This window comes from Microbacterium sp. AC132 (assembly GCF_979258525.1).
The window spans coordinates 1,150,761-1,165,679 of the sequence record NZ_OZ409862.1; the positions used below are offsets into that span (position 1 = coordinate 1,150,761).

The 14,919-nt window shown below is 70.2% G+C and carries 18 protein-coding genes; 6 read left to right on the forward strand and 12 right to left on the reverse strand.

Annotated features, from left to right (window positions below; translation table 11 throughout):
• Window positions 1–26: 26 nt before the first annotated feature.
• Window positions 27–1,694 carry an ABC transporter substrate-binding protein gene (locus ACZZZQ_RS05325; RefSeq protein ID WP_072590603.1) on the reverse strand — a complete coding sequence of 556 codons (1,668 nt, stop codon included), beginning with the start codon at window positions 1,692–1,694 and terminating at the stop codon, window positions 27–29.
• Window positions 1,695–1,860: 166 nt separating this feature from the next.
• On the opposite strand from ACZZZQ_RS05325, the gene ACZZZQ_RS05330 reads away from it, so the two are divergent.
• Window positions 1,861–2,508 carry a TetR/AcrR family transcriptional regulator gene (locus tag ACZZZQ_RS05330; protein WP_053098566.1) on the forward strand — a complete coding sequence of 216 codons (648 nt, stop codon included), beginning with the start codon at window positions 1,861–1,863 and terminating at the stop codon, window positions 2,506–2,508.
• 9 nt (window positions 2,509–2,517) lie between these two features.
• Window positions 2,518–3,732 (forward strand): amidohydrolase, encoded by a 1,215-nt coding sequence (locus ACZZZQ_RS05335; RefSeq protein ID WP_463507057.1) that lies wholly within the window; start codon window positions 2,518–2,520, stop codon window positions 3,730–3,732.
• 116 nt (window positions 3,733–3,848) lie between these two features.
• Here the strand turns inward: ACZZZQ_RS05335 and moaA are convergent, their stop codons facing one another.
• The 6 genes from moaA to ACZZZQ_RS05365 all read right to left on the reverse strand — a co-directional run bounded on the left by moaA (window position 3,849) and on the right by ACZZZQ_RS05365 (window position 8,136).
• Window positions 3,849–4,934: a GTP 3',8-cyclase MoaA gene (moaA, locus tag ACZZZQ_RS05340; protein ID WP_295101794.1), complete on the reverse strand. Its 1,086-nt coding sequence runs from the start codon at window positions 4,932–4,934 to the stop codon at window positions 3,849–3,851.
• A 168-nt stretch (window positions 4,935–5,102) separates the two neighbouring features.
• Window positions 5,103–5,399 carry a hypothetical protein gene (locus tag ACZZZQ_RS05345; protein ID WP_463507058.1) on the reverse strand — a complete coding sequence of 99 codons (297 nt, stop codon included), beginning with the start codon at window positions 5,397–5,399 and terminating at the stop codon, window positions 5,103–5,105.
• Window positions 5,396–6,181 carry an ATP-binding cassette domain-containing protein gene (locus tag ACZZZQ_RS05350; protein ID WP_463507059.1) on the reverse strand — a complete coding sequence of 262 codons (786 nt, stop codon included), beginning with the start codon at window positions 6,179–6,181 and terminating at the stop codon, window positions 5,396–5,398. Before ACZZZQ_RS05350 ends, ACZZZQ_RS05345 begins: the two co-directional genes overlap by 4 nt.
• Entirely contained in the window at window positions 6,178–6,966 is a 789-nt protein-coding gene (gene modB / locus ACZZZQ_RS05355) for a molybdate ABC transporter permease subunit (RefSeq protein ID WP_072590601.1), read from the reverse strand. The genes ACZZZQ_RS05350 and modB overlap by 4 nt, the downstream gene beginning before the upstream one ends.
• Window positions 6,963–7,742: a molybdate ABC transporter substrate-binding protein gene (gene modA, locus ACZZZQ_RS05360; RefSeq protein WP_463507060.1), complete on the reverse strand. Its 780-nt coding sequence runs from the start codon at window positions 7,740–7,742 to the stop codon at window positions 6,963–6,965. The genes modB and modA overlap by 4 nt, the downstream gene beginning before the upstream one ends.
• Before the next feature lies 1 nt (window position 7,743).
• Window positions 7,744–8,136, reverse strand: coding sequence for a TOBE domain-containing protein (locus ACZZZQ_RS05365; RefSeq protein WP_056276411.1), 393 nt, complete (start codon window positions 8,134–8,136; stop codon window positions 7,744–7,746).
• A 150-nt stretch (window positions 8,137–8,286) separates the two neighbouring features.
• On the opposite strand from ACZZZQ_RS05365, the gene ACZZZQ_RS05370 reads away from it, so the two are divergent.
• Genes ACZZZQ_RS05370 through ACZZZQ_RS05385 form a run of 4 tightly spaced genes read left to right on the forward strand, consistent with a single transcriptional unit; the run spans window position 8,287 to window position 11,010 of the window.
• Window positions 8,287–9,057 carry a HesA/MoeB/ThiF family protein gene (locus ACZZZQ_RS05370; RefSeq protein ID WP_285363787.1) on the forward strand — a complete coding sequence of 257 codons (771 nt, stop codon included), beginning with the start codon at window positions 8,287–8,289 and terminating at the stop codon, window positions 9,055–9,057.
• Entirely contained in the window at window positions 9,054–10,301 is a 1,248-nt protein-coding gene (locus tag ACZZZQ_RS05375; RefSeq protein WP_463507061.1) for a molybdopterin molybdotransferase MoeA, read from the forward strand. Before ACZZZQ_RS05370 ends, ACZZZQ_RS05375 begins: the two co-directional genes overlap by 4 nt.
• Window positions 10,298–10,777: a cyclic pyranopterin monophosphate synthase MoaC gene (moaC, locus tag ACZZZQ_RS05380; RefSeq protein WP_053098558.1), complete on the forward strand. Its 480-nt coding sequence runs from the start codon at window positions 10,298–10,300 to the stop codon at window positions 10,775–10,777. Before ACZZZQ_RS05375 ends, moaC begins: the two co-directional genes overlap by 4 nt.
• Window positions 10,774–11,010, forward strand: coding sequence for a MoaD/ThiS family protein (locus tag ACZZZQ_RS05385; RefSeq protein WP_187248955.1), 237 nt, complete (start codon window positions 10,774–10,776; stop codon window positions 11,008–11,010). The genes moaC and ACZZZQ_RS05385 overlap by 4 nt, the downstream gene beginning before the upstream one ends.
• 125 nt (window positions 11,011–11,135) lie before the next feature.
• Here ACZZZQ_RS05385 and ACZZZQ_RS05390 read toward each other — a convergent pair whose 3' ends face one another.
• From ACZZZQ_RS05390 to ACZZZQ_RS05410, 5 genes are all read right to left on the reverse strand, one after another.
• The gene (locus ACZZZQ_RS05390) at window positions 11,136–11,576 is read right to left on the reverse strand and encodes a molybdenum cofactor biosynthesis protein MoaE (RefSeq protein WP_463507062.1); all 441 of its coding nucleotides are present in this window, start codon (window positions 11,574–11,576) and stop codon (window positions 11,136–11,138) included.
• Window positions 11,573–12,061: a MogA/MoaB family molybdenum cofactor biosynthesis protein gene (locus ACZZZQ_RS05395; RefSeq protein WP_285363782.1), complete on the reverse strand. Its 489-nt coding sequence runs from the start codon at window positions 12,059–12,061 to the stop codon at window positions 11,573–11,575. Before ACZZZQ_RS05395 ends, ACZZZQ_RS05390 begins: the two co-directional genes overlap by 4 nt.
• Before the next feature lie 41 nt (window positions 12,062–12,102).
• Window positions 12,103–13,743, reverse strand: a complete 1,641-nt coding sequence (locus ACZZZQ_RS05400) for a molybdopterin-dependent oxidoreductase (protein ID WP_463507063.1) — start codon at window positions 13,741–13,743, stop codon at window positions 12,103–12,105.
• Between the two features lie 84 nt (window positions 13,744–13,827).
• Complete coding sequence (locus ACZZZQ_RS05405) at window positions 13,828–14,097, reverse strand: hypothetical protein (RefSeq protein ID WP_053098553.1); 270 nt, start codon at window positions 14,095–14,097, stop codon at window positions 13,828–13,830.
• 83 nt (window positions 14,098–14,180) lie between these two features.
• Window positions 14,181–14,879 carry a GTP pyrophosphokinase gene (locus ACZZZQ_RS05410; protein WP_053098552.1) on the reverse strand — a complete coding sequence of 233 codons (699 nt, stop codon included), beginning with the start codon at window positions 14,877–14,879 and terminating at the stop codon, window positions 14,181–14,183.
• Window positions 14,880–14,919 lie beyond the last annotated feature (40 nt).

Below are 14,919 nucleotides of genomic sequence, written 5' to 3' on the forward strand. Positions count from 1 at the left end.
TGCTGCATCCGCCCCTCCGGGACTGCTTACTCGGCCGGCTTCAGCTTCGTGAGGATCTGCACGATGTTCTGCTGCGTCGGGTCGCCCGAGGCGTACGGGTCGTCCTCCGAGGGCCACCCGACGTAGTTGCGGGTGTTGTACTCGCCGAGAAGCGGGTGCGCGCCCAGCGGGATCGCCGGGACCTGCTCGACGAAGATCTGCTCGAGCGTGGTGATCGCCGCGGTGCGCTCCTCATCGGACGACGCGTTCGCGTAGGTGTTGAGTGCCTCGGTGGCCGCGGGGTCTTCGAAGCGTCCGAAGTTGAACCCGGCGATGCCCTCGGGCGAGATCCAGCGCGGGTCCATCGTCGACGTGTACAGGCCGTAGGCCGTGCCGCTGTCTTCCAGCCAGTGGATGATGGCCGAGAACGAGCCGTCGTCGCGGGGGCCTGCCCAGCCGCCCCAGTCGGGCATGTCGATCTTGACCTCGGCGCCGATGGCCTCGGTGACGTCTTCGGCGATGAGCTCCTGCGCGGTGTTCCAGTCGCTCCAGCCCGAGGGCACCGAGAGCGTGAACGAGACGGGCGTGCCGTCGGGGTCGATCAGCGCGTCGTCCTTCCACGTGTATCCGGCGCTCTCGAGCAGGTCGCGCGCCTTCTCGGCGTCGACCGAGTACTCCTCGCCCTGGAACTCGGGCTGGATCTCGTCCTCGAGGATCGACGACAGACCGGTCACCGACCAGACCGGCTCGCTCGCGCCCTCACGGGCGATGTCGACGTAGGCGTCGCGGTCGATGACCCAGGCGAGCGCCTGGCGGAACGCCACATCGTCGAACGGCTTCTGCTGCAGGTTCATGAACAGCGTCGCCGAACCCGTGGTCGGCGCGACGAAGAACTTGTTGTGCTCGGGGTCGGCGTCGAGGAACTGCTCCTGGATCTGCGGGATGAACGCCTGCGCCCAGTCGGCCTCGCCCTGCGCGAGAGCCGTCGTCAGAGCGGTGTTGTCGCCGTACGAGACGTAGTGCAGCTCGGGAACCGCGAGATCGCCGCCCCAGTAGTCGTCGCGGGCCTCGAGCGTGACCGACTCGGTCGACCAGTTCGACAGGGCGTAGGGGCCGGTGCCGACCAGGTCGTCGCCCTTGACGGGGTCGGTGGCCGGCTCGTCGAGGTTCTCCCAGATGTGCTTCGGCACGATCGGCACGTGCAGGACGCGCGCCTGGTTCACGTACTTCGACTCGCCGAAGTTCAGGGTGACGGCGTCGCCCTCGACGGTCGCCCCCTCGAACTTGAGGCCGGCGGTGTCGAGCTCGGGGGTCGACACGAGCTCATAGGTGAAGACGATGTCGTCGGCGGTGAACGGCTCGCCGTCGCTCCAGGTGACGTCCTTGCGGGGCACGACGGTGAGGGCCGTGTAGTCGTCGTTCCACTCGATGCTCTCGGCGAGCCAGGGGGTGACCTCGCGGTCGCCGGTCTGGTTGACGAGACCGAGGGTCTCGAAGATGACCTTGCCGTAGCCGTACTTCGACGCCGACGAGTCGCCGACGTAGGGGTTGTTCGACTCGGTGGTGATCGCGCCGTCGGGCTTGGCGATCGTCAGTGCTGCGCCGCCTGATCCGGCGTCACCGTCGTTCGATCCGCCGGCTGCGCAGCCGGCGAGGGCCGAGACGCCGAGGGCGGAGATCGCCGCGACGGCGATCATGGACTTTCTGAGCTTCATTGCTTCTCCTTGGGCACGGGTCGTTGTGCTGTGTGGCTGTCGGTGCCCGGGCATCCGACTGCATTCGCTTACTGGCGAGAAAGTAAGCTGGTGCGAGGTTACTCGTTGGTAAGTAGAGTTGGCAAGTACGATCCAGTGCAGGATTCCGTGCAGAAGAGGATGGACCATGTCGAAGGATGCTGTCGCCCACACGTCCGTCCGGCCTGCCACCCGCGAGAAGCGCGAGCAGATCCTCAAAGCCGCCGTCGAGATCTTCGGCAACAAGGGATCGACCAACGGCACCCTCGCCGATGTCGCCGAGCAGGTGGGCATCACCCACGCCGGCGTGCTGCACCATTTCGGGTCGAAGCAGAAGCTGCTGCTCGAGGTGCTCGCCTACCGCGACCAGGCCGACGTCGCCGAGCTCGCCGAGAAGCACATCCCCGGCGGACCCGAGCTCTTCCTGCACCTCGTGCGCACCGCCATCGCCAACGAGCGGCGCCCCGGGATCGTGCAGGCGTACACCGTGCTCTCATCGGAGTCCGTGACCGACAACCACCCCGGCCGCGAGTACTTCGAAGAGCGCTACACGACGCTGCGACGCGAGGTGACGGATGCCTTCCACGCCCTGTGCGCGCAGGAGGGAGTGACCGAGCCCTCGACGATCACGACGGCCGCCGCCAGCATCCTCGCCGTGATGGACGGCCTGCAGCTGCAATGGCTGCTGCATCGCGACGTGTTCGACCTCGGCGAGGCGAGCGAGTTCGCGATCCGGTCGATCGTCAACGGCGTACTGCATCCAGGACCGGCACTGGAGTCGTACCGCCGCGACTAGGCTCGGGCCATGACGATCGACCTCGAAGCGCTCTACACCGACCTGCACCAGCATCCCGAGCTCTCGTTCCAGGAGACGCGCACCGCCGGCATCGCCGCGGGCCACCTGCGGGATCTCGGCCTCGAGGTGCACGAGGGAATCGGCGTCACCGGCGTGGTCGGCATCCTGCGCAACGGCGACGGCCCGGTCGTGTGGGCGCGCGCCGACATGGACGCGCTGCCCGTCGGCGAGGAGACCGGGCTGGCGTACGCGAGCACCGCGACCGGCATCGATCCGGCCGGCAACACCGTGCCCGTCATGCACGCCTGCGGCCACGACATGCACGTCACGGCGATGATCGGCGCCGTCGAGAAGCTCGTCGCCGAGAAGGCCGACTGGTCGGGAACCGTGGTCGTGCTCATCCAGCCCGCCGAGGAGTACGGCGCCGGATCCCGTGCCATGCTCGACGCCGGACTGCGCGAGCTCGTGCCGCACCCCGACGTCGTGCTCGGCCAGCACGTCACTCCCCTGCCCGCCGGAACCATCGGCGTGCGCCCCGGTACGCAGATGGCGGCATCCGACGGACTCACCGTCGTGCTGCACGGACGCGGCGGACACGGCTCACGCCCGCACTCCACGATCGACCCGGTCGTCATGGCCGCGGCGACCGTCATGCGACTGCAGACCATCGCATCGCGCGAGGTCGACCCGCGCGATGTCGCGGTGGTGACGGTCGGCTCGATCCATGCGGGCCTCAAGAACAACATCATCCCGGCCGAGGCCAAGCTCGAGCTCAGCCTGCGCTATCCGAACGACGAGATGCGCGACAAGGTGCTCGCGAGCGTCGAGCGCATCGTGCGGGCCGAGGCGGCGGCATCCGGAGCCGAGCGCGAGCCCGAGATCCGCACTGACCACACCCTGCCGCCGACGATCAACGACGCCGATGCCACCGCGCGCGTCACCTCCGCCCTGCAGCGCGCGCTCGGCGAGGCGTCGGTCGTCGACCCCGGGATGTTCACCGGCAGCGAGGACGTGTCGTGGTTCGCCCGCGACACCGGCGCGCCGCTGGTCTTCTGGTTCTGGGGCGGCATCGATGCGGCGAAGTTCGCGGCATCCGCCGCCGCCGGCACGCTCGACAAGGACATCCCGACCAACCACTCGCCGTTCTTCGCGCCCGAGATCCACCCGACGATCGAGGTCGGCGTCACCGCACTGTCGGCCGCCGCGCGGGAGTTCCTCGGCTGACGCGCGTTCTCGCCGTTCACAATTCAGCATGAACAGCCGGAACTGCGCCGGATACGCACTCTGGACGCGCGGAACGCACGTTCTCTGCTGAATTGTGAACGGCGAGCGGGGCTGACTCAGCCGCCGATGGCGTTCATGCCACGGGCGGGCTGCAGGAATGACGGGTCGTTGATCGCGTGCCCCGGCAGCTTGCCGTGCACGCAGGAGCGCAGCATGTCGGCGATCCCGCCAGCACGCCGGGCGGAGTCGGATGCTCCGTCGCCGCGCAGCACGCCGATCAGGTCGTACTCGGCATTCGAGAAGAGGCAGTTGCGCAGTTGTCCGTCGGCGGTCAGTCGAAGTCGGTCGCACGCGCCGCAGAAGGGGGCGGTGACCGAGGCGATGACGCCGACCTCGTGCGGTCCGCCGTCGATGCGCCACTTCTCCGCCGGCGCACCGCCGCGGCCGGGAACCGGCTCCAGATCCCACCGCGCGCTGAGCTTCTCGAGGATCTCCTCGCGCGTCACCATCGAGGCGCGATCCCAGGTGTGCCCGGCGTCGAGCGGCATCTGCTCGATGAAGCGCAGCTGCGCACCGACCTCCATCGCGAACGCGACCAGGTCGGGCAGCTCGTCGTCGTTCACGCCGCGCATCGCGACCGTGTTGAGTTTGAGCGGGCGCAGTTCGGATGCCGCCGCTGCCGCGATGCCCTCGAACACGTCGTCGATGCGGTCTCGACGCGTGAGGTCGGCGAAGCGCTGACGATCGACCGTGTCGATGCTGATGTTCAGTCGCGTGAGGCCGGCGTCGATCAGGTCGGGCAGGTGCTTCGCGAGCGTGATGCCGTTCGTCGTCATGGCGACCTCGACAGGGCCTTCGTCCCCCTCGATCGCCGAGACACGGCGCACGACGTCGACGATGTCGGCACGCAGCAGCGGCTCACCGCCGGTGAGCCGGAAGGTGCGGATGCCGAGCGATGCGGCGACCTGCGCCACTTCGACGATCTCGTCGGTCGACAGGATGCTGGTGCGCGCGAGCCATTCGTTTCCCTGCTCGGGCATGCAGTAGGTGCAGCGCAGCGAGCAGCGGTCGGTCAGCGAGATGCGCAGGTCGCGGTGCACGCGACCGTGGGTGTCGACGAGTCCCTGCGACGCGGGCGCGGGGTCTGTGGCGACCACGGGATGCGGCGAGCGCACACCGATCACGACCGGCACGGCCGTCATCGCAGTTTCCCTCTCCCCGACATGTTCCGAGACTACCCGCGCCCCGCGTCGCGCGGCCCATGCGGGCGCGACGACCGGCATATTGACAGGTCCTCTCGGGACGCGCGGCGCTCGCCCAGGCCACCTGGCTGGAGATTCAGCCGGGAGACCACCAGTCATCGGGCGAGCTCAGCGCACGGCTGCAGCTCGAGGAACTGCGACGAACCGCACCAGCGCCGGATCCACACGCAGACGGATCAGATCGCCCGCCGACAGCCCTCCGGCAGCATCCAGCGACAGCTCGATCACGCCTGCATCGGTGTGCACGCGCACGCCTCCCAGCGTGGGCTCGATTCGCACCACCACAGCCGGCCACGACTCCGGTCCCGCCTCGGCGATCCGCACATCGCCCGGGCGGAAGACCGCGGCGAGTGCCGCGCCGTCGGTCGCCGCGAGAGCACGCGATGCAGGATGGGCGCTGGTCAACCGCGCGTCGCCGCAGCTCCACCCTCCCCGCTCGCGACGCCCACCAGCCGGTTCACCCCGGCGATCGACGCGACGAAACCGGATGCCGGGGCGGCGAGCACCTCGCGCACCGGGCCCTCCTGCGTCACGCGACCAGCCTCGACGACGATCAGCCGGTCGGCGAGCGCGACGGCATCCGCGGCATCGTGCGTGACCGCGACGGTCGTGGTCGAGATGAGCTGGTCGCGCAGCATCCGCCTGATGTCGCCTGCCGTCTCGGGGTCGAGCGCGACGAGTGGCTCGTCGAGCAGCACGATGCGAGGGGATGCGGCGAGCGCGCGAGCGACCGCGACCCGTTGCTGCTCACCGCCGGAGAGCTCGTGCGGCATCCGCTCTCCGGAGCCGGGGAGTCCGACCCGTGCGAGCCAATCGTCGGCCCCCGCCCGCGCCGCGCGGGCGTCAGTGCCCGCCGCCCGTGGCCCGAACTCCACGTTTGCGCGCGCCGAGAGATGAGGGAACAGCCGCGGCTTCTGCCCGAGCAGCACGACCCCGCGGCGCATCGGCTCGGCCCTCATCCGAGGCTTCGCGACCCGGTCGACGACCCGGCCCTCGACGGCGATCTCGCCCCCGCCCAGCGGCTCGAGTCCGGCGAGCGCCTGCAGCAGCGTCGACTTGCCCGCTCCGCTGGGTCCCATCACGGCGACCGTCTCGCGGGTCTCCACCTGCAGCGAGACATCGACGGTGAAGTGCTCTCGCGGCACGACCACGCGGGCGCGCAGCCCGGCGACAGCAGGCGCGCTCATCGCGCCGCCCCCGGCCGCCAGCCGCGCACGAGCAGCAGCACGAGGATCGCCGTGGCGAGCAGCAGCAGCGCGAGGGCGACCGCGGCCCCCTGGGTGACGCCCGCGCCGTTGAAGGCCGTGTAGATCGCCAGGGGCATGGTCTGCGTGACGCCGGGTCGGTTGCCCGCGAAGAGTGCCGTCGCGCCGAACTCGCCGATGGCCCGGGCGAAGCACAGCACCACGCCCGCGACGATCCCGGGCGCCGCGAGCGGCAGCGTGATGCGGCGCAGGATCGTCCAGCGGCCGGCTCCGAGCGCGGCGGCTGTCCGCTCGTACTCGACACCGGAGGTGCGCACAGCCCCTTCGACCGCCAGCACGAGGAACGGCAGCGCCACAAAGGTCTGCGCGAGCACGACGGCCGGCGTACTGAAGGAGATCCCGAGACCGCCGAACCACCCCGCCCGCCCGAACAGGTAGAGCAGGGCGACACCGCCGACCATCGGCGGCAGCACGAGCGGCACCGTGACAGCGGCCCGCAGCACGGCGGCCAGGCGGGGCCCGGAGCGGGCGATCGTCAACGCCAGCGGCACACCGATCACGATGCACAGCAGAGTGGCGACGAGGCCGGTGCCGAGCGACAGGAGCAGAGCCGAGCGCGCGGACTCCGACGTCACGTCGGTGATGAAGGTCGACCACTCGACACGGGCGACGAGCGCCGCGAGCGGGAGGATGAGGAACGCGAGACCGATCAGGGCCGGGATGGCCAGGGCACGCGGCGCGTATCCGTGTGAAGCGGCCGCAGTCACGGCGCTCCGAAGCCGAAGTCGGCCAGGATGCTCTGGCCACCATCCGACAGCACGAACGCGACGAACGCGTCGGCGGCCGCAGAGTTCGATGCCTCCGACAGCGTCGCGATCGGATAGTGGTTGACGACCGCGTCGGCACCGTCGGGCACGATCACCTCGACATCGTCACGACCGACGACGTCGGTGGCGTAGACGAGGCCCGCATCCGCCTCACCGGCTGCGACCTTGGTGAGCACCGCGGTGACGTTCTGCTCGAGGCTCGCGGCGTCGACCACGACGCCGGCGTTCGAGAGCAGCGTCGCCGAGGCGGCGCCGCACGGCACCTCGGGGGCGCACAGCACGGTGGTGACGTCGGGCAGATCGGCGAGGGTCTCGACGCGACCCGGATTGCCCGAGGGAACGGCGATCACGAGCGTGTTGGAGGCGAACAGGGTCGGGTCGACCGCGGCATCCTCGAGCTTGTCCATGTTCGCCTCGTCGGCTGAGGCGAAGACGTCGGCCGGAGCGCCCTCGCGCAGCTGGGTGACCAGCGTCGACGATCCGTCGTAGACGCCGCTGAACGTCACATCGGGGTTCTCGTCGGTGAAGGCCGCACCGATCTCGTCGAAGGCGCCCGACAGCGATGCGGCGGCGTACACCGTCAGCTCGCCGCTGACAGCACTCTCCGGTGCATCTCCCGAGCTGGCAGGGGCCGGGGCTTCGGCGGTGCACCCTGTGAGGGCGAGAGCGGCGGCGGCCAGGACGACCGCGACGGTGCGACGCAGGGCGCGATTCATGTCAGCCCTTCGGCACTTCGACGACGACGTTGGTCGCCTTGACGGATGCGGTGGCGAGCGAGCCGACCTCCAGGTTCAGCTCGCGGGCGGCCTCGGCCGACATGAGCGAGACGACGCGGTGGGGTCCGGACTGCAGATCTACCTGTGCCATGACTCCGTCGATCTGCACGCGCGTCACGATGCCGACGAAGCGGTTGCGGGCGCTCGAGAGAGCATGATCCGACGCCTGCGCCTCCTCGGCGAGCTCCACAGCGCGGGCGGCGAGAGCGTCACCGGGGATCTCGGCAGGGACGGCATCCGTCGTCGGCAGCAGGCCCTGATCGATCCAGCGCCGCACCGTGTCATCGCTCACTCCGAGCAGCTGCGCTGCGCGGGCGATCCGAAAGCTCTGCATGGGTGAACACTACCGCAGACGCGGATGCTGACACCGAAAATCACCGCATTCGCGGAAGCAAGACGCTCGCGCGGCATCCGTCCGCTGCGAACTCCGGACGAATCCCCTCGCGCCCGCCGCAATCGCTCACCCCGGGCATAGCCTGGTGCCATGCAGCCGCTCGTCGCTCCCGCGCCCGCCCTCGACCCGGCCGAACTCGTCCGCACCGCCAGGCATGCGGTGCTCACGGGCATCGGGGAGGAGGGGCAGCGCCGTCTCGCCGCGGCACACGTCACCGTGGTCGGCGCCGGCGGCATCGGCTCCCCCGTGCTCCTCGCACTGGCCGCGGCAGGAATCGGCAGCATCACGGTGATCGACGACGACATCGTGGAGCTGACGAATCTGCAGCGCCAGCTCGCTCACCGTGTCGAGGACATCGGCCGCCCCAAGACCGTTTCGGCGGCGCGCGCGATCAGCGCACTGTCACCGGGGGCGGAGGTCGTGACGGCCTCCGAGCGACTCGACTCCGAGAACGCCGAGCGCCTGTTCGCCGGGGCCGACATCGTGGTCGACACGAGCGACTCCTTCGCGACCCGCCGCGACGTCGCCGCGGCGACCGAGAGCCTCGGCATCCCGCTCGTGTGGGGTGCCGTGCAGGAGTGGCACGCGCAGGCCACCGTGTTCTGGTCGAATCCCCCCGAAGGCCACACGCCCGTGGTGCTCACCGATCTCTTCCCGCTCGGCACCGAGGGCGAGCCGCCCAGCTGCGCGCAGGTCGGCGTGCTCGGGGCCCTGTGCGTGCAGGTGGGCGGGATGCTGGCGGGCGAGGTCGTGAAGCTCATCACCGGCGCGGGCGAGCCGCTGCTCGGCCGGCTCGCGATGATCGACTCCCTCACCTCGAGACAGCACGAGATCGCCATCCGTTCGGCGGTGTCGGCATGAGCGCCGCGGGCGGCGGCCGCCGATCCGTCGAGGATCAGCTCGCGCGGGTGCTGGATGCCGTACGCGCACTGCCCGCCGAGGCACGGGCGATCCGGGACGCGGCCCAGCGCACGCTCGCAGAGGCTGCGACGGCGGCGCACGACATCCCGCTCTTCGACAACTCCGCGATGGACGGCTTCGCCGTGCGGGCAGCGGATGTCGCCTCGGCATCCGACGAGAGCCCTGTCGTGCTCCGCGTCGTCGCAGATCTGCCCGCCGGGGTGTCGGACGACCCGGCACTCGGAGCCGGCGAGGCGGCACGCATCATGACCGGCTCGCCCGCCCCGACGACGGCGGACGCGATCGTGCCTTTCGAGGACACCGTCGGCGGTCTCGCCGATTCGCTGGGCGAGGTGCGGGTGCTGCGCGCACCGTCGACCGCAGGAGCGTTCATCCGCCGTCGCGGCGCCGACCTGCGCGCCGGTGACGCAGTGGTGCTCGCCGGCGAGCGCCTCGGAGCGTTCCAGCTGTCCGCTGCCGTCGCCGCCGGGGTCGAGAGCGTGACGGTGACACGCGCACCCCGGGTGGCCGTCGTATCCACCGGCAGTGAGCTGCTCGAGCCGGGCGAGCCCGCAGCGCGCGGCCGCATCCCCGATTCCAACGGTCCGCTGCTCGAGCTCCTCGTCGCCGATGCCGACGCCGAGGTCGTGCTCGTCGCCCGCGTCGCGGATGACGCCGATGCCGTGCGCACCGTCACGGCGACCGCCGTAGAACGCGGCGCTGACGTGATCGTGTTCACCGGCGGCGTGAGCGCCGGTGCGTACGAGCCCGTGCGCGGCGCGTTCGACGGACAGGGCGAGGTCGAGTTCGCGAGCGTCGCGATGCAGCCGGGCAAGCCGCAGGCGTTCGGCGTGCTCGACGCCGGCACTCTGGTGTTCGGTCTTCCCGGAAACCCCGTGAGCGTGGCGGTGTCGTTCGAGGTATTCGTGCGCCCCGCGCTGCTGGCGCTGCAGGGCCGCTCCGAGATCCACCGCCCGCGCGCATCCTTCACCGCGGATGCCGCGTGGACCACCCCGCCAGGACGCCGTCAGTACCTGCCCGCCGTCGTCGACCTCGTGAAGAGGACCGTGCGCCCGGCGACCTCGGGCGGCTCGGGATCGCACCTGGCCGGCGGACTCGCCCGCGCCCACGCGTTCGCCGTCGTGCCCGCTGAGGTCGAGGCCGTCGCCGTGGGCGATGCGATCGATGTCATGCTGGTCGGATGAGCTTCACGCATCTCGATTCGGCCGGCCACGCCCACATGGTCGATGTGACCGGCAAGCAGCCGACGGTCCGCACCGCCACCGCGCGCGGATTCGTGCGCTGCGGCGCCGAGGTCATCGCGGCCCTGCGCGACGGCACCGCACCCAAGGGCGACGTGCTCGCGGTCGCCCGCATCGCCGGCATCCAGGCCGCCAAGTCGACACCCGCTCTGCTGCCCCTCGCCCACGTGATCGGCGTGCACCGCGCGTCGGTCGAGCTCGACATCGTCGACGACGGCGTGCACGTCGAGGCGACCGTGGGCACCGCCGACCGCACGGGCGTCGAGATGGAGGCCCTCACCGCGGTCTCGGTGAGCGCCCTCGCGATCGTCGACATGATCAAGGGCCTCGACCGCTCGGTCGTGATCGAAGACGTGCGCATCGTCGCGAAGTCGGGCGGGCGCTCGGGCGACTGGGTGCGCGAGGGAGAGACGCTGTGACCACCCGCGTCCGCTATTTCGCTGCGGCCGCCGAGGCCGCGGGCACCGACGCCGAGGACCGCGGCGAGCACTCGCTCGAGCAGCTGCGCGCCGCCGTCGTCGTCGACCATCCGGCGCTCGCCGACATCCTTCCGCGGTGCGCGGTCATGGTCGACGGTGTGCGCAGCGATGACGACCGTCCGCTCGACGACGCCCAGCTGATCGACGTGCTCCCCCCGTTCGCCGGGGGATAGGCCGCAGGCGAAGCGATGCCCGCTGGGCGTGCGCTTCGTGCGGCGATCTGCGCGTCAGAAGGACGCGGATGCCGAAAACGGCCTTCAGAAGCGCGAATGGCCGCGTGAAGCAGCCGCAACTCGACTCAGCCGCCGATGCCCTTCCACGAGGTCGAGCCGTCCGACTCGACCTGGCGCTTCCACACCGGCAGCGACGTCTTGATGTCCTCGATGACCGCGCGGCACACCTCGAAGGCCTCGGCACGATGCTCTGCCGCGACCGCGATGACCACGGCCGCATCCCCGACGTCGAGGCGACCGATTCGGTGGCTCACGGCGACCAAGACCCTGGCGTCGCCGACGGCATGCGCTGCCGCCTCCTCGGCGATGCGTCGCAGCGTCGGCTCCGCATCGGGGTGCGAGCTGTATTCGAGCCCGACCACCGGGGTCGTCGCATCGGGGTCGTTGTCGCGCACGCGCCCGATGAAGGTCGTGACCCCGCCCAGGGCCGGGTCGTCCACCGCAGCGAGATGCGCGTCGACGTCGAGCTTCTCCTCCGAGATCGCTGCGATCCGCACCTCGTTCACGAGTGATCACCGCCCTCGACCTGGTCGACGACGTGTCTGGCGACGGTGAGCACGACGGGAACACCGGATGCCACGGCCCGGGGCGACCCGGGAAGATTCACCACGAGCGATCCGGCCGGGTCGACGATGCCCGCCACGCCACGAGAGAGCACGGACAGCGGGGTGTCGGCGAGGCCGCTGCGGCGCAGCTCCTCGGCGATGCCGGGCACCTCGCGGGTGATCACCCGACGGGTGCCCTCCGGCGTCTCATCGCGCGGACTGACGCCGGTCCCCCCGGTCGTCACGATCAGCCTCACGCCGCGGGCCACCGCTCGGCGCAGCGCATCCGCGACCGAGGTGGCGCCGTCGGCGATGACCTCGGCATCCGGGCAGTGCCACCCGGCATCCCGCAGCAGCCCGACCGCGATCGGCCCTCCCCTGTCTTCGCGTTCACCCGCGAAGGATCGATCCGAGACAGTGATCACGCAGGCGGGGAGCGACGTCATGGCTCCCACACTAGGGCGAGACCCGGGGTCGCGCACCGGCATCAGGCGACGCGGATCAGCGACCGCTGCCAACCCGACGAACCGTTCGGCGCGATCGGCGCCCGCTCCTCGATCTGCAGGTCGCCGTTCTTGTTGATGGCTCGCACGGCCACGTAGTGCGTGCCCGGCGTGGCATCCCACTCCATGAACCACTGCACCCAGGTGTCCTCGTTGATCGGTGCCGACAGCGTCGCCGGCATCCAGTCGCCCTCATCGATGCGCACCTCGACACGCTCGATGCCGACCGACTGCGCCCACGCGACGCCCGCGATCGGGATGCGGCCGGCCTTGACCGCCTCGCCGACCTTGGGAGTGTCGACGCGCGAGGCGAACTTGATCGGCGCCTCGGCGCTGTATCCGCGCGGGGTCCAGTAGGCCTCGTCCTTGTCGAACGTCGTCACCTTGAGCTCGGTCAGCCACTTCGTCGCCGAGACGTAGCCGTAGAGACCGGGAACGACCATGCGCACCGGGAACCCGTGCTCGAGCGGCAGCGGCTCGCCGTTCATGCCCACCGCGAGGATCGCATCGAGGTTGTCGTCGGTCAGCGCCGACAGCGGCGTGCTCGCGGTGTATCCGTCGACGCTCTTCGACAGCACCATGTCGGCTCCGGACTTCACCCCTGCCTTCTTGAGAACATCGCGCAGCGGGACGCCGAGCCACTTCGCATTGCCGACGAGGTCGCCGCCCACCTCGTTCGAGACGCAGGTGAGGGTGATCGCATACTCGTCGAGCCCCATGTCGAGGATGTCCTGGAAGCTCATCTCGACGCGCTGATCGACCATGCCGTCGATCACGAGACGCCAGGTGCTGGGGTCGATCGTGGGCACGGTCAGCGCGGTGTCGACGCGGTAGAAGTCCTTGTTCGGGGTGAACAGCTTGCTCAGGCCCGGGATGTCGAGCTCGGCGCCCTTCGGCACCGTGACCGTCGACTTCGGCGCCGGGAGCTTCAGCGCCTCCCGGATCGACGCCACGGAGGCGACCGTCATGCTCACCGTGCGCGACGCGATGCCGACGACGACCGCCGAGACGCTCGCGATCCCGGCGAGGATGAAGAACTGCCGACGCCCCAGATCCTTCGGCGGCTGCGCGGCATCCTGGCCCACCGTCCCGGTGCCGGTCGCGGCGAGACCCTCGCCCTTGCGGTCGGTCATCACGGCGGGAACCGCCGAGGCCCTCCACGTCTTCAGACGGCGGATCAGGAGCACCATCAGGATCGACCCTGCGATGGTGCCGAGCACGGGAGGCAGGAAGGCGAGGGGCGTGACTCCCGCCCTCGTCACGATCGCCGCGGTGGAGAGCGCGCCCGCGACCACCAGGGCGATCACGCCGAGCGGGGGACGGAGCAGCTGAAGGACTCCGGCGATCGCCGACGCGATCACCACCGCGAGACCGAGACCGACCAGCAGCGCGATCTTGTCGTACTCGCCGAAGGTCGCGATCGCGAATTCCTTGAAGGGCTGCGGCACGATGTCGATCACGAATCCGCCGACCGCGAGGATCGGGCTCGCTGAGCGCGCGAAGATCAGCGCGAACAGCTCTGCGGTGGCCAGGAAGACGGCACCGCTGATCACACCCGAGAGTGCTGCCCAGAGGATGAATCGCCTGCCCTTGCTGCGCTGTGGGTCTTTGCTGCGCTGTGCCATGATCTGCTCCTTCGCACCGCCGACGGTGTGGTCAGCGGTTGTTCGGAGCGAAGGCGCGAACGGATGGTCGCGAGCGCCGGTGCGTCAGAGACGCCGCGCGGTGATGGTGTCGCGGTCCTGCAGCTGGCGCAGAGTGCGCAGGCACCGGGAGCACAGGATCTCGACGCGACGCGGGTGGTTCTCCCCGCAGACGCAGTCGACCGTGACGCGCCACTTGGCCTTGCGTCCGCAGGCGGCATAGGCCTCGTCGTCGCCGTGGTCGCACTCGCACAGCTGGCGTCCTCGGTCGAGACCGGGGAGCTCGACGAGGGTGCGCTCGAGGTCGGCGACCGGGGGCTGCTGCGTCTTCACCACCTGCCCATGCTCCCGGAGCCCGCCGCCGCGCGCAACACCGCGCCGCTCGCGTGCGCCGCGCACCGGAGACGACGAGCGTCGGGTCAGACCTGCACGACGTGCGGCGGGGGCGGCGGCGCGAGCTGGCGCTGCGGCACTCCGTGCGCCTCGCGATGCAGACGCTCCATGCGGCTGTCGAGCTCGGCGGCGGCCTCGGCCGCATCGGTCAGGCTGTCGACGAGGTGCGAGGGCACCTGGTTCGAGAACTTGTAATAGATCTTGTGCTCGAGGCTGGCCCAGAAGTCCATCGCGATGGTCCGGAACTGCACCTCGACCGGCACCGCGAGCGCCCCGGTCGACAGGAACACCGGCACCTCGATGATCGCGTGCAGGCTCTTGTAGCCGTTCTCCTTCGGCGTGGCGATGTAGTCCTTGACGGTGCGCACGGTGACGTCGTCCTGCGCGGTGAGCAGGTCGAACAGGCGGTACACGTCGGCGACGAAGCTGCACGTCACGCGCACGCCGGCGATGTCGGTGATCTCGGAGCGGATGCGCTCGAAGTCCGGCTCGACGATGCCCTTGCGGGCGATCTTCTCGACGATGCTGTCGGGGGTCTTCAACCGGCTCTTGACGTGCTCGATCGGGTTGTACGCGTGGTGATGGGTGAACTCGTCACGCAGGATCGAGATCTTCGTCTCCACCTCCCGCATCCCGAACTCGTACTCGCGCAGGAAGCGCTGGAACTCATCGCGGAGCTCCCGAGTCTGCTGGATCGCATCGTCGGTGAGCTGAAGGGACGTCATGCATCCGACGTTACGCGTTCGTGATCGGCGCAGGCTGTGC